Genomic DNA, 13312 nt, shown 5'->3' with positions numbered 1-13312 from the left:
TTCCCTCAATGTGCGCCGTGCGTGGAGCGACGACGGAACTTGCGCGACATCCACTCGCCCAGATCGTCCATCACGGTAAACGCCGCCGGAATCACGATCAGGCTGAGCAGCGTGGAGGTGATCAGGCCGCCGATCACGGCAATCGCCATCGGGGCGCGGAAGCTGGAATCACCGGCGAAACCCAACGCGATCGGCATCATGCCGGCGCCCATCGCCAGCGTGGTCATGACGATCGGCTGCGCGCGCTTGCGGCACGCATCGATCAACGCATCGTGCTGGCTCATGCCGTGTTCGTCTTCGGCCATCACCGCGTAGTCCACCAGCAGGATGGAGTTCTTGGTGGCGATGCCGATCAGCATCAGCAAGCCGATCAATGCCGGCAGCGAGAGCATGTTCTGGGTGATCAGCAGCGCGCCGAACGCGCCACCCGCACACAGCGGCACCGCCGCCAGGATGGTGACCGGCATCAATGCGTGGTTGAACAGCAGCAGCAACACCATGTAGATGCAGATCAGGCCGGCGGCCATCGCCAGCATGAAGCCGATGAACAGCTCCACGAATACTTCGGCATCGCCGGTATTGAGGAAGGTCACGCCCGGTGGCAGCTGTTTGACGCTGGGCAGGGCCTGCACTTCGGTCATCACATCGCCCAGCGGGCGACCATTGAGTTCGGCGGTCAGGGTCACATTGCGCTGGCGCTGGTAGCGCGAGATCTGCGAAGGCCCACTGCCCTGGCGGATTTCGGCCACGGCCGCGAGCGGCACCGGACCATCGCGCCCTGGCACGCGCAGCTGCCCGATCAGCGCCGGGTTGGCCAGCGTGGCCTCGGCGAAGCCGACGCGTATCGGCACCTGGCGGTCCGGCAGGTTGAGCTTGGCCAGACGCTGTTCGTAGTCGCCGGCCGTGGCGATGCGCGCCGCTTCGGCGATGTCCTGGGTGGCGACGCCGAGATCGGCCGCACGCGCGGCGTTGGGCACGATCTGCAGTTCCGGGCGCAGCAGCGAGGCGGTCGAGGTCACGCTGCCCAGCCCCTGGATGCCGCGCAGGTCGCGCTCCAGTGCGGTGGAGGCTTCCTGCAGGCGCTGCGGGTCGTCGCCGGACAGCACCAGCTGCAGCAGGTTGCCCGGCTCGGAGCTGACATAGCTCACGCGCACGCCGGGCAGGTTGGCCAGGCGCTCGCGCGCGTCGCGCTCCAGCGCACGCTGGTCACGGTCGCGGTCATCGGCCAGGCCCCAGTCGAGCACCAGCGTGGCCTTGCGCGCTTCGCCTACGCCGGTCGCGCTCGGATCGCCGAGGTCGAGCACCGCACCCACGGCGGTGTAGACCTGCTTCAGTTCGGGCATGTCCTTGAGCAGCGCGCGGGCGCGTTCGGCAACGGCCACGGTTTCCTGCAGGCGCGTGCCCGGCGGCAGTTCCAGGTTGAGGTTGCTGCGGCCCAGATCCGACTGCGGGATGAAGGTGGCCGGGATGAACGGCACCAGCGCCAGCGAGGCCACGAACAGGCCGGTCGCCAGCCACAGCGTGCGCCCACGGTGGCGCAGCGCGGCGTCCACCCAGCCCAGGTACCACGTCATCAGCTTCGATTCGGGCTTCTCTTCGCCATGCGGCTTGAGCAGGTAAGCCGCCATCATCGGGGTGAGCAGGCGCGCCACCAGCAGCGAGAACAGCACGGCGGTGGCGGCGGTCCAGCCGAACTCGCGGAAGAACTTGCCGGCGATGCCGGGCATGAAGGCCACCGGCACGAACACCGCTGCCAGCGTCAGCGACGTGGCGATCACCGCGTTGCCGATCTCGCCGGCGGCTTCGCGCGCGGCCTCCAGTGGCGGCTTGCCCATGCGCAGGTGGCGCACGATGTTCTCGATCTCCACGATCGCATCGTCGACCAGGATGCCGACCACCACCGACAGCGCCAGCAGCGTGATCATGTTCAGCGTGAAGCCGAAGAAGTACATGACCGCGAAAGTGGGGATGATCGACAGCGGCAGCGCCAGCGCGGACACCCACGTGGCGCGCCAGTCGCGCAGGAACAGCCACACCACCAGCAGCGCCAGCAGCGCGCCCTCGTAGAGCATCGTCATCGACGAGTCGTAGGACCGGTGGGTCTCGTCGATGGCGGTGGTGACCAGCCGGAAGTCGATGCCCGGGTGCGCGGCCTTGAGCTGGTCGAGTGCGCTGTGCACACCGGCTTCGACCTTCACTTCGCTGGAGCCGCGCGTACGCGACATCGAGAACGCCACCACCGTCTTGCCATCCAGCAGCGCCGCCTCGGTCGGGTCGGCGGCGGCGTCGGTCACGGTGGCCAACGTGGACAGCCGCACGGCGCGGCCATCCGGCAGCGCGATGGAGTAGTCACGCAGCGCCTGCGCATCGCCGACGGTGCCGAGCGTGCGGATGGTCTGCTGGGCGCCTTCGATCTCGGCCTTGCCGCCGGCACGTTCCACCTGGATGCGCGCGAGCTGCTGCGACACGTCACCGGCGGTGATGCCCATCGCGATCAGCGCGTTGGGGTCCAGGTCCACGCGCACCTGGCGCTGCACGCCGCCCACGCGGGTGACCCGCGCCACACCGGGCACTCCGTACATCGCGCGCGAGACGTCGCGGTCGACGAACCAGCTGGCCTCGTCCGGCGTCATGTGCGGCGCGACCAGGGCGTAGGTCATCAGCGAGCCGCCGATGTCCACCTTGGAGATCACCGGTTCCTGGATGTCCTGCGGCAGGTCGGTGCGGATGCGGGTGACCGCGTCGCGGGTGTCGTCCAGCGCGGTGGCCAGGTCGGCCTCCAGCTGGAATTCGATGGTGGTGGTGCTGACGCCTTCGCTGACCGAGGAGATCACGCGCTTGACGTTGTTCACCGTGGCCACCGAATCTTCCACCTTGCGGGTGACCTCGGCCTCCAGCTGGCTGGGCGAGGCGCCCGGCTGGGTGACGGTCACGGTGGTCATCGGGAAGGCGATGTCGGGGAAGCGGGCCACGGGCAGCTGGTGGAAGCCCCACAGGCCGGCCACACACAGCACGAAGAAGATCAGCAGCGCGGGCAACGGGCGCTTGATCGCCCAGGCGGAGATATTCATTTGGCGCTCGCCTTGGCATCGGCCACCACGCGCACGCGGTCGCCTTCACCCAGGAAGCCGGCGCCTTCCACCACCACGCGGTCGCCGGCCTTGAGGCCTTCGAGGATCGCGGTGCGGCCCTGCACGGCCTGGCCGGTGCGTACGCGCAGGCGCGCGGCCTGCTGCTTGTCGTTCACGGTGAACACATAGCTGTGGCCGTCGCGCTGCACGATGGCGGCGGTCGGGATGGTCAGCACCTCGCCCTGGCCGGTGACGATGCGGCCTTCGACATACACGCCCGGCTTGAGCGTGCCCGGGTCGGGCAGGTCGGCGTAGATCGTGCCGGTGCGGGTCTGGGCGTCCACGCCCGGGGTGACCGCACGGATGCGGCCGCTGACCACCGCGTCGGCGTAGGGCAGTTCCACGGTGTTGCCCACGGCCACGCCGGTCAGCTGGTCTTCGGGCAGTTCGGCGCGCCATTCCAGGCGGCCGTCGCGAATCAGGCGCAGCAGTTCGGTGCCGGCCGATACCACCTGGCCGGGCTGGACCAGGCGCTTGGAGATCAGGCCGTCGGCGGGCGCGCGCAGGTCGGCGAAGTCGCGGCGCAACTTGGCCGCATCGCGCGCGGCACGCGCGGTGGCGGTCTGCGCCTCGGCGTTGATGCGGGCGGCGCGCAGCTCGTCCAGGCTGCTTTCGCTGATCAGCTTCTCGGCCGCCAGCTTGGCGCTGCGCTCGTAGTTCAGGCGTGCCAGTTCCTGCGAGGCCTGCGCCTGCTTGAGCGAGGCATCGGCCTGCGCCAGTTCACTGTCCAGGGTGCGGTGGTCCAGCTGCAGCAGCACCTGGCCCTGCTTGACCCACTGGCCCACGTCCACCGGCAGCGCGGTGACGCGCTGGCCGCTGATTTCCACGCCGAGCTGCATTTCCTCATAGGCCGTCACCGGGCCTGAGACCAGCACGGTGCGCGCCATCTGCTGTTGCTGGGCGACGGCCAACGAGACCGGCAGCGCCGAGGTGGCGGCGGCGTCGGCCGCCTTGTCGTCTTTGCCGCCGCATGCCGAGAGCAGCGCGAGGGTGAGCAGGAGCAGCGAGCTGCGGAGAAGGGGTGCACGCATGGATGAGCTTCCGTGTCGGAACAGCGGGAACAAGGGAAAATGAAAACGAATCAGGGCGCGCGGGCCAGGCGCAGTTCAATCCCGTCGAGCATCAGCCCGAGGCCCTGCTCGAAGCGGGTGTCGAAATCGACTTCGCTCCAGACGTCACGGGCCTGCCAGCAATGGGGGAAACGCTGCTCGGCCAGCGCCATGAAGGCCTCGCCAAGCGCCTCCATGCTGCCGTCGCCAGGCCACGACTGTTCTTCGATGACGAAGCCCATCGCGTAGTACACCAGGTCCATCGATGTGGTCGCGGCGAAGCGCACCGAGGCACCGGCACCAACCAGCGCGGCGATGCTCGCCTCGCCCACCCGCAGCACGTTCTCGGTAGCCAGGAACGTGCCGGCATACACGCGCGCGCCATCGCGACGGGCCTTGAACGCCACCCGGAACTCGCGCGCGATCTGCAGCATCGTCTGCCGCCAGGCCTGGCCCTCGGGAATGTGGCGGGCCACCTCCACGATCATGGCGTCGGCCATGGCATCCACCAGCGCCTGCTTGCTCTTGAAGTGCCAGTACAGCGACGGCGCGCGGATGCCCAGCGTGCAGGCCACCTTGCGCAGGGTCACCCCCTCCATGCCGGCCTCGTCGAGGATCTTGAAGGCGGCACCGACGATGTTGTCCCGGGCGATAGGCTGACGCACTGGGGGGCTTCTACCTAACGTTGTTAGGGGGCGAATCTAACAGTGTTAGGTAGACTCCTGCAAGTAGAGCCACGCCATGCGTGGCTGGGCTTCGTTCGGCACCGCTAAGCCACGCATGGCGTGGCTCTACCGCGCCGTAGACCACGCCGATATGCTGCGTCCATCGACCTGCCGGACGCGTGGCATACTCCGCCAGCGCTGCATCCTGCTCTGGCTGCAAGGCGCGCCCCCTTTCCCCCCACTGGCCTGGCATTCATGCACTGGCTTCCGGTTCGTCCTGCTCCTGCGCACGTCACGAACCGGCACGCTGGCGCTGCGTGGCGGCGGCTGTTCTGCTGCGTGTTGGCCACGGTGTGTGCGCTGTCTTCGGCCCACGCGCTGGCACCGGACCGCGCCCTTTCCCAGCTCCGCCATGACCGCTGGACGCCCAACGAGGGCGCGCCCGCGCAGGTGTTCTCCATTGCCCAGACGCCCGACGGATTGCTCTGGCTGGGCTCGCGGCAGGGGCTGTACCGCTTCGATGGCGTGCGCTTCGAGCGCATCACCACGGCCGGCGGCGCACCGTTGATCGATGACGATGTGCTGAGTTTGAAGACGGACCCCGACGGCTCGCTGTGGGTGGGTTACTTCAACGGCGGCATGAGCCGGGTCGGCGGGCCGCGACCGGGCCAGTACGCCTACCAGCGCGACGATGTGCCGCTGGGCTCGGTACTGGGCTTCGCGCGCGACGCAGGCAGACGGTTGTGGGCGATCACGCCGGTCGCGCTGGTCTGGCTCGATCCCACCAGCGATACCTGGACGCCTGCGCAGGACATGGGCTTCGATCCGACGTGGCGGCCGGAGCGGATCCACGCCGACCGCCAGGGCGGGCTGTGGGTGGCGTACTCGGAGAACCACGGCTTCGGCATTGCCTACCTTCCCCCGAAGGCATCGCGTTTCCAGGCCTACCCCAAGCCTGTGCAGATTCCCTACTTCGACGAGGCAGCAGACGGCACGCTGTGGGCGGCCGACTACTGGGGCGTACGCCCGCTGGCACGTGCCGATGCCGATTCCCGCAACGCGCGTGCCACCGTGAGCTGGCTGGATCCTGCGTTCAAGGGTGCCGGGTTGCGCTTCGACCGCGATGGCGGCATGTGGCTGAGCACGTCCGGCGGCATCGCGCGGGTGCGGGATGCGAAGGCGCTGCGCGCGCCAGGCGGCGGCGTGGTGCCGCCGCACCCGGAGTACTTCGGCCCTGCCCAGGGGCTCACTTCCGAGGTGGTCTGGACGATCTTCGAAGATCGCGAAGGCAACCTCTGGACCGGTACCGCCAACGGGCTGGACCGCTTCCGCGACAACGCCCTTGCCCCGATCGCGCTGCCGCGCCGCGACCAGTCCTTCGCCATGGCGGTGGGAGGCGACGGCCGCCTGCTGGTCGGCAATGCCGACCGCGGCCCGATGTGGGTGACGCCCGATCCCGGCCAGCCCAGCGGTGCCCGCATCGACGAGCTTGGCGGCGCGGACATGGAAGGCGTAACTGCACTGCACCGCGATGCCGCCGGCACGATGTGGGTGGGGGGTGCACGCGGCACGTTGTCGCGGCTGGGCGCCAACGGGCTGGAGCACGTTGCGCTGCCACCGGAACTGGAAGGCGACGGCATGATCGGCATGATCGGCAGCGACCGTGCCGGCGGGCTGTGGGTCAGCCGGCTCAACGGCGGCCTGCTGCGCTTGTACAAGGGCCAGTGGGAGATGCAGAACGCGAAGTACGGCGTGCAGCCGGGCGTGACCCCGCGTGCGCTGGCCGAAGATGCGCAGGGGCGTATCTGGACGGACGCCGGGCAGACCATCGGCGTGTTCGAGAACGGTCACCGCCGCGACTTCAAGCAGGATGGCCCGGACATTGGCCGCATCGGCGTGCTGCGCGCCCACGGCGAGGAACTGTGGGCCGGCGCGGCACAGGGCGTGTCGATGCGCGCCAACAACGCCTTCCACCGGCTGCTGGGCAACGGCGGCGAACGCTTCGAGCATACGACGGGCATCCTGCTGCGGCCCGACGGCGAGCTGTGGCTGGGCGGGCGTGGCGGCCTGACCCGGGTGCCTGCTGCGGAAATGCGGCAGTGGCGTTCCAACCCGACCCACCCGGTGGCCTTCGAACGCTTCGGTGTCCTCGATGGCCTGCGCGGGACGACCGAAAAGACCGGGGGGGTGTCGTCGGTGCAGAGCGATGCGCAGGGATGCATCTGGTTCGCCACGGATCGTGGCGTGCACTGGATCGACCCGAATCACATCACCCGCAACCCCGCCAATGCCCCGCCCGCGCCTTCGCTGCTTGGCGTGCAGGTGGACGACACCGCCCTGCCGCTGTCACCGCACCTGCGCCTGCCCGCCGGCAGCCGCGACCTGCGCGTGGATTACACCGCACCGGCACTGCGCATCCCGGAGCGGGTGCGGTTCCGCTACCGGCTCGACGGGGTGGACGAGGACTGGCGCGAGGCCGGCACGCGCCGCCAGGCGCTGTACAGCCGCCTGGCACCGGGTGCGTACCGGTTCCGGCTGATCGCCAGCGACGACACCGGCAGGTGGTCGCCGCAGGAGGCGTCGTTCAACGTCACCGTACTGCCCGCCTTCTGGCAGACCACGTGGTTTGCGCTGACCGTGCTGGCGCTGGTGGCGGTGCTGATCTGGCTGTTCGTGCGCTGGCGCGTCGCGGTGGCGCGCCAGCGCGTGCAGCGCGTGTACCGGGCGCGGGTGGGCGAACGCGAGCGCATCGCGCGCGACCTGCACGACACCCTGCTGCAATCCGTGCAGGCGCTGATGCTGCGCATTGAATCCTCTCGCCGTCGACTGGCATCGGGCGATTCCGCCGCCGCCGATGCCGGCCTGGTGCATGCGCTGGCCGAGGCGGAGTCCAGCCTGGTCGAAGGACGCGACCACATCCGTGCACTGCGCCGCGACGAGGCTGCCGCCGATGAACTCGAGCCGGCGCTGCGCGACCTGCCCACGCTGCTGGAGCTGCCTGCACAGACCAATTACGCCGTCCACGTGCAGGGTCGCCCACGGCGCTGGCGACAGCCCGAACTCGGCGAGGTGTACCGGATCGTGCGCGAGGCGGTGGCCAACGCCACTCGCCATGCCGGCGCCTCACGCATCGACGTGCGCGTCAGCTATGCGCTGCTGCACACCACGATCGAGATCGAGGACGATGGCTGCGGCATCCGGGACGAGGTGCTGGCGCGCGGCGGCAGTGACGGGCATTGGGGCCTGCGTGGCATGCGCGAACGCGCCGCGCTGTGCGGTGGCACGCTGTCGGTGGAGGCGGTGCCGGCCGGTGGCACCCGGGTGCGGGTGCGCCTGCCGCGCTGGCGGGTGGCACACGCGCGCGATGCCGCCTGACCCGCAGGGCAGGCCGCTGCACGCGGGACGCTTGCGTTGGGCGGCGCCACGATGCACGGTGCTCTCCTCACCGGGATCCCGCCCATGACCCTCCGCATCCTGACCATCGATGACCATCCCCTGATCCGCCAGGGCATCGCCTCCATGCTGGAGCTGGAGCCTGGCCTGGAACTGGTCGGCGAAGCGGCCGATGCGCAAAGCGGCATCGAACAATTCCGCCGGCTGCTGCCGGACATCGCCCTGGTCGACCTGCAGATGCCCGGAGTGGATGGGATCGAGCTGACCCGACGCCTGCGCGCGGAGTTTCCGCAGGCCCGCGTGGTCATCCTCACCACCTACCGCGGCGACGCCAATGCGCGCGACGCGCTGGCGGCCGGCGCCTGCGGCTACCTGCTCAAGAGTTCCCTGCGCCGCGAGCTGGTGGATGCGCTGCATCGCGTAGCCCAGGGCAAGCGCTGCCTGTCGGCGGAGATCTCGGAAGAGATCGCCCAGCACCTCGGCGAGGAACCGCTGACCGCGCGCGAGCAGTCCATCCTGGCCGCGCTGGCCCAGGGCTGGGAGAACAAGCGCATCGCCAATGACCTGGGTATTTCCTCGGAAACGGTCAAATCCCACCTGGCGCGGATCTTCGAAAAGATCGGCGCACGCACGCGTACCGAGGCGATCCACATTGCCCTGCGCCGCGGGCTGGTACGGCTGGACGACTAGCGTTTCATCATCGGCAGCGGGCGAAGCGGATGGCGAAGCCCATGCCGCAGCGAGAACTGCACCAGGCGCAGGTGGAAACCCAGTCGCGGGAATCGCGCCACGGTCCGGCTGAAGTCATCCGGATGCAGGTCGAAGCGAAGCAGTCCCAGCGATACATCGATCCAGTCGGCGCACCGGAACGCCTCGATGCGGCGGTCCTGCTCCGGCGGCACGCGCGACACGCGGTGGTGCTCGCTGATCATCGCCAGCACCACCGGCACCAGCTCGGGCCGATCCTGCTCGATCAGGTAGTGCCGGGCCAACGCCTGGGAGGGCGCGAGGTAATCAAAGGTGCCGGCGGTCCATATCCCCAGATCATGGAACGCAACGGCCACTGACAAGGCGTACAGATCGTGCACGGTGCCGGGCAGCAGGCACCAGTGGAAATTGGCCACACGGTAGGTGTGGTTGCGGTAGGGATGGAAGTCCCGGCCCAGCACCTCGGCATGGGTGTCCAGGATGTCATCCAGCACCGCCAGGCGGTCGAGCATGGGGTTCTCCGGGTACACGGCGCGGCACCGTGCCGGGGCAAGCATAGCGCCGGCACCCGGGCATGGCCGGCGCCTCCCGGGGTATCCGTACCTCCCCCATGTGGGGGCATCGACGCGCGCCCGAACGCCCGATGCCCCGCGTACCCCCGCGTGTGAGCCTGTCTTCCTTCCCTCCGCCACGAGGAACCGCCATGAACGCCGTCCCCCCCACCGCCCTGCATGACGTGCCCGCCGACGTTCATGCAACTGGACCTTCGCACACCGAAGAATTCATCCGCGGCGGCGAACGCGAGCTGTTCATCCGTAATCGAGCGGCACCTCAGGTGACGGCGATGCCTTTCACCAGCCGCGACGCGAGACGCTCGTGCTTGAGCTGCGCCAGCCACCAGTCGAGCGCGCGCCCCTGGTGATCACCGCGCCACGCCACGTACAGCAGGTTGGGTTCGCGCGGATCGGCCATGCGCTTTTCCACCAGCGCGCCGCTGGCGAGCAACCCCGCCACGCGTTCGCGCGGCAACCAGCCCACACCAAGCCCCTCGCACTGCGCGCGGATCTTGGCCTGCATGCTTGGCACCGCCAGCGAAGGCTGGCCGCCGAGTACGCCGTAGCCGCGTACGTCGACTCTCCGGGAGGTATCGGCCACCACCACCGCGCGATGCTGCAGCACCGTTGAGGCATCCACCGGTTCGGCGGCCTTGGCCAACGGATGATGCGGCGCCACCGCGAACACCCATTCCATCACCCCCAGTTCGAACCAGCGCAGGCCCGGGATCACCGGCGGCTCATTGGTGGCCCCAACGACCACGTCCGCGCGCCCGTCGCGCAGCGCGTCCCAGGTGCCGGTGAGGACTTCGTGGGTAATGCGCAGCGTGACCCCGGAAGCAAGCGTATCGAAGGCCTGGATCACCGGCAGCAGCGTGTCGAACTCCAGTATTTCGTCGGTGACGATCCACAGGCGGTCTTCCCAGCCGCCGGCCACCTGCTTGACCCGGCGGGTAAGCCGGGACACGTCGAGCATCAGCCGCGCCGCTTCCTGCGCGAGCAGATGGCCGGCGGGCGTGAGTTGCAGGCGGTAGCGGCGGCGGTCGAACAGCAGGGCGTCGAAGCGGGCCTCCAGCTGGCGAGCGGCGTGCGAGACGGTCGAGGGCGCCTTGCCCAGCCGGGCGGCGGCGCGCGACAGGCTGCCGCTCTCGCGGATTGCCTCCAGCAGGGCCAGTTCGTCGGCAGACAACATGTTCGATCCCTTCGAACGAGTTCGTCGTGATTGTGGCACGGAAACATCAGGACGCCCGCGCAACATGGGCTCACGGCATAACGCCCCCGTCGAAGGAGATCCGCATGAACCGTTTCAACAGCAAAACCGTCCTCGTCACCGGCGGCAGCAGCGGCATCGGCCTGGCCGCCGCCAAGGCGTTCGCCGCCGAGGGCGCCCGCGTGGTCATCACCGGCCGCGACGCGGCCGCGCTCGACCAGGCCAAGGCGGCCGTGGGCGCCAACGCCCTGGCGGTGGTGAATGACGCAGGTGACATCGCCGCCGCCCGCGCCCTGGCCGACACCCTGGCCACCCACGACGTGCGCCTGGACGCGGTCTTCATCAACGCGGGAGCCGCGAAGTTCGCCGCCTACCCGGACGTGGACGAGGCGTTGTGGGACCAGATCTTCAACACCAACATCAAGGGGCCGTATTTCCAGCTGCAGGCCCTGCTGCCGCTGCTCAACCCGGGCGCGTCGGTGGTCATCAACGGTTCGATCAACGCCCGCATCGGCATGCCCAACACCTCGGTGTATGCAGCCAGCAAGGCGGCAGTGATCTCGCTGGCCAAGACGCTCTCGGCCGAGCTGCTGCCGCGCGGCGTGCGCGTCAACGTGCTCAGCCCGGGCCCGGTCTCCACCCCGATCTACACCAAGCTCGGGCTGGATGCGGCTGCGCTGGATGCCACCGCCGCACAGATCCAGAGCCAGATTCCGCTCGGCCGCTTCGGCACGCCGGAAGAAATCGCCGCGACCGTGCTGCACCTGTCATCGCCCGAATCGGCCTACATCGTCGGCACCGAGATCATCGCCGACGGTGGCATGAGCCAGCTCTAACGCCGCCCCTTTCCCAGGAGATCGTCATGAAACTGTTCCCGCGTTCCTTCCGCCGTGCCGCCACCGCGCTGCTGATGATGATGGCCGTGCATGCCACCGCGCAGGCGGCCGACACGGCCGCCATCCAGAGCCACAATGCCACCGTCAACGGCGTCACCCTGCACTACCTGCAGGCCGGGCAAGGCGACGCATCGCCGGTGGTGCTGCTGCACGGCTATGCCGAAACCAGCCACATGTGGCGCCCGTTGATGCCACAGCTGGCCGGACAGCATGTGGTGATCGCGCCGGACCTTCGCGGTGCCGGCCAGTCTTCGAAGCCGGACGGTGGCTACGACAAGAAGACGATGGCCCAGGACATCCACGCGCTGGTGAAGTCGCTGGGTTACCCCAAGGTCAAGATCGTTGGCCACGACATCGGGCTGATGGTGGCCTACGCCTATGCGGCCCAGTATCCGGATGAGGTGGATAGCATCGTGCTGATGGATGCATTCCTGCCCGGCGTGGGCGACTGGACCCATGTGTGGCTGCTGCGCGATCTGTGGCACTTCCACTTCTACGGCGAAACACCGCTGAAGCTGGTCGACGGCCGCGAGCGCATTTACTTCGAGCACTTCTGGAACGACTTCGCCGCCGACCGCAACCACTCGATTCCGGAGGCCGACCGCAAGTTCTACGCGTCCGAATATGCGCGTCCCGGCGGCATGCGCGCGGGCTTTGAGTACTTCAGGAACTTCGAGCAGGACGCCAAAGATTTCGCCGGATTCGCCAAGACTCCGCTGCACATGCCGATGCTGGTGCTCTCCGGCGAAAAGGCCGGCGGCCAGTTCCTGATCGACCAGGCCAAGCTGGTGGATACCAACGTGGAAGGCGTGATCGTCAAGGGCTCGGGCCACTGGCTGATGGAAGAGGCGCCGGCGCAGACGATGCCGGCGCTGGTGGCATTCCTCAACAAGTGATATTGAACAGCGAACCTCGTCAACGCTGGGCCTGATCGGTGGCCGGCAGCACCAAGGGCCGCTCCGACCACATGAGGTGCTCACAGCGCCCCTTGGCGGCGCGGCACATGAAGACCCACGTCGTGTCGTTCTGGTGCAGCCACCACACCGAGACGTCCTTGCGCCGCTGCGCGTCGCGTACTTCGGAAGCCGCATGATCCGGAATCCGGGCGGGAACGCCCGGCTTCAGCCGCCGGAACAGCTGGGGAGCTTCAGCCGGCGCGAATGAGAATTCGCCGTGGGACGTGTTGAGATCGAGGTTGTTGACCGTAACGATATCCACGGTCGAAGGAGGCAGTACTTCCGGCAGCCAACCCCGACCGAACAGTTCGTCCGCCTGCGCATCGGCAAGCGTCTTGTAGCGGCTGGTCACAACATCCAGGCCGCAGCCGGTAGCGAGAAGCACCGCCACCATTGTCATGATGTATGTCGCTCGCCGAGATGCCCTTGCGAACCGCACTCTCAGGATGTCCGCCCGGCTATACGAGGTTGCCATCCTCGCAGAGGCGTCGCGTTCGCAGCAGATGGGTTCTTCCATGACGACGGGGCGCTTCCTTGTTCAATGTCCATGGCACGCCGGTTGGCGCGTCATCTTCCTTTGCGACGTCCATCCTACGACAGCGATCGTCTGCCGCTGGAAGCAGTTTCCTGGGCGGCGCAAGTTCCCTGAACGCCCGCTTCATTCATGTACCGCTCAGTTCAATATTCAGGGTTGATTAGAGCGCCTAACGGATAATTTACATCTGTCGACCGCCCCTCTCTCCCCTCCCC

General features: G+C 68.4%; 10 protein-coding genes. 4 read left to right on the top strand and 6 right to left on the bottom strand.

Annotated elements, in window-relative coordinates; all coding sequences use genetic code 11:
- Nucleotides 1–5: 5 nt before the first annotated feature.
- Genes ACOZHM_RS06890 through ACOZHM_RS06880 form a run of 3 tightly spaced genes read right to left on the bottom strand, consistent with a single transcriptional unit; the run spans nucleotide 6 to nucleotide 4845 of the window.
- Complete coding sequence (locus tag ACOZHM_RS06890; protein ID WP_421568398.1) at nucleotides 6–3071, bottom strand: efflux RND transporter permease subunit; 3066 nt, start codon at nucleotides 3069–3071, stop codon at nucleotides 6–8.
- Nucleotides 3068–4162, bottom strand: a complete 1095-nt coding sequence (locus ACOZHM_RS06885) for an efflux RND transporter periplasmic adaptor subunit (protein WP_421568396.1) — start codon at nucleotides 4160–4162, stop codon at nucleotides 3068–3070. Before ACOZHM_RS06885 ends, ACOZHM_RS06890 begins: the two co-directional genes overlap by 4 nt.
- 50 nt (nucleotides 4163–4212) lie before the next feature.
- Nucleotides 4213–4845 (bottom strand): TetR/AcrR family transcriptional regulator C-terminal domain-containing protein, encoded by a 633-nt coding sequence (locus tag ACOZHM_RS06880; RefSeq protein WP_421568394.1) that lies wholly within the window; start codon nucleotides 4843–4845, stop codon nucleotides 4213–4215.
- Nucleotides 4846–5184: 339 nt separating this feature from the next.
- On the opposite strand from ACOZHM_RS06880, the gene ACOZHM_RS06875 reads away from it, so the two are divergent.
- Nucleotides 5185–8220: a sensor histidine kinase gene (locus ACOZHM_RS06875; protein WP_421568393.1), complete on the top strand. Its 3036-nt coding sequence runs from the start codon at nucleotides 5185–5187 to the stop codon at nucleotides 8218–8220.
- Between the two features lie 84 nt (nucleotides 8221–8304).
- Nucleotides 8305–8928: a response regulator gene (locus ACOZHM_RS06870; RefSeq protein WP_421568391.1), complete on the top strand. Its 624-nt coding sequence runs from the start codon at nucleotides 8305–8307 to the stop codon at nucleotides 8926–8928.
- Here ACOZHM_RS06870 and ACOZHM_RS06865 read toward each other — a convergent pair.
- On the bottom strand, nucleotides 8925–9458 hold the full coding sequence (locus tag ACOZHM_RS06865) for a hypothetical protein (RefSeq protein WP_421568390.1): 534 nt from the start codon (nucleotides 9456–9458) through the stop codon (nucleotides 8925–8927). The two genes, ACOZHM_RS06870 and ACOZHM_RS06865, sit on opposite strands and share 4 nt — an antisense overlap.
- Before the next feature lie 319 nt (nucleotides 9459–9777).
- Entirely contained in the window at nucleotides 9778–10692 is a 915-nt protein-coding gene (locus ACOZHM_RS06860) for a LysR family transcriptional regulator (protein ID WP_421568388.1), read from the bottom strand.
- A gap of 104 nt (nucleotides 10693–10796) precedes the next feature.
- On the opposite strand from ACOZHM_RS06860, the gene ACOZHM_RS06855 reads away from it, so the two are divergent.
- Both ACOZHM_RS06855 and ACOZHM_RS06850 read left to right on the top strand, forming a co-directional pair.
- Nucleotides 10797–11546, top strand: coding sequence for an SDR family oxidoreductase (locus ACOZHM_RS06855; protein WP_421568386.1), 750 nt, complete (start codon nucleotides 10797–10799; stop codon nucleotides 11544–11546).
- A 26-nt stretch (nucleotides 11547–11572) separates the two neighbouring features.
- Complete coding sequence (locus tag ACOZHM_RS06850) at nucleotides 11573–12502, top strand: alpha/beta fold hydrolase (protein WP_421568385.1); 930 nt, start codon at nucleotides 11573–11575, stop codon at nucleotides 12500–12502.
- A 19-nt stretch (nucleotides 12503–12521) separates the two neighbouring features.
- Here the strand turns inward: ACOZHM_RS06850 and ACOZHM_RS06845 are convergent, their stop codons facing one another.
- A complete protein-coding gene (locus ACOZHM_RS06845) occupies nucleotides 12522–12962 on the bottom strand; it encodes a hypothetical protein (RefSeq protein WP_421568384.1) in 441 nt (146 codons plus the stop codon).
- Nucleotides 12963–13312 lie beyond the last annotated feature (350 nt).

This window comes from Stenotrophomonas sp. PD6 (assembly GCF_049199305.1).
Taxonomy (GTDB): Bacteria; Pseudomonadota; Gammaproteobacteria; order Xanthomonadales; family Xanthomonadaceae; genus Stenotrophomonas.
Note: the sequence above shows the minus strand (reverse complement) of the source record. Positions and strands in the feature narration are given on the sequence as shown.

Bases quoted from the DNA above. Each gene is read 5' to 3' on its own strand.
- ACOZHM_RS06855 (WP_421568386.1), top strand. From the start codon at position 10,797: ATGAACCGTTTCAACAGCAAAACCGTCCTCGTCACCGGCGGCAGCAGC.
- ACOZHM_RS06850 (WP_421568385.1), top strand. From the start codon at position 11,573: ATGAAACTGTTCCCGCGTTCCTTCCGCCGTGCCGCCACCGCGCTGCTG.
- ACOZHM_RS06890 (WP_421568398.1), bottom strand. From the start codon at position 3,071: ATGAATATCTCCGCCTGGGCGATCAAGCGCCCGTTGCCCGCGCTGCTG.
- ACOZHM_RS06860 (WP_421568388.1), bottom strand. From the start codon at position 10,692: ATGTTGTCTGCCGACGAACTGGCCCTGCTGGAGGCAATCCGCGAGAGC.
- ACOZHM_RS06845 (WP_421568384.1), bottom strand. From the start codon at position 12,962: ATGACAATGGTGGCGGTGCTTCTCGCTACCGGCTGCGGCCTGGATGTT.
- ACOZHM_RS06885 (WP_421568396.1), bottom strand. From the start codon at position 4,162: ATGCGTGCACCCCTTCTCCGCAGCTCGCTGCTCCTGCTCACCCTCGCG.
- ACOZHM_RS06865 (WP_421568390.1), bottom strand. From the start codon at position 9,458: ATGCTCGACCGCCTGGCGGTGCTGGATGACATCCTGGACACCCATGCC.
- ACOZHM_RS06870 (WP_421568391.1), top strand. From the start codon at position 8,305: ATGACCCTCCGCATCCTGACCATCGATGACCATCCCCTGATCCGCCAG.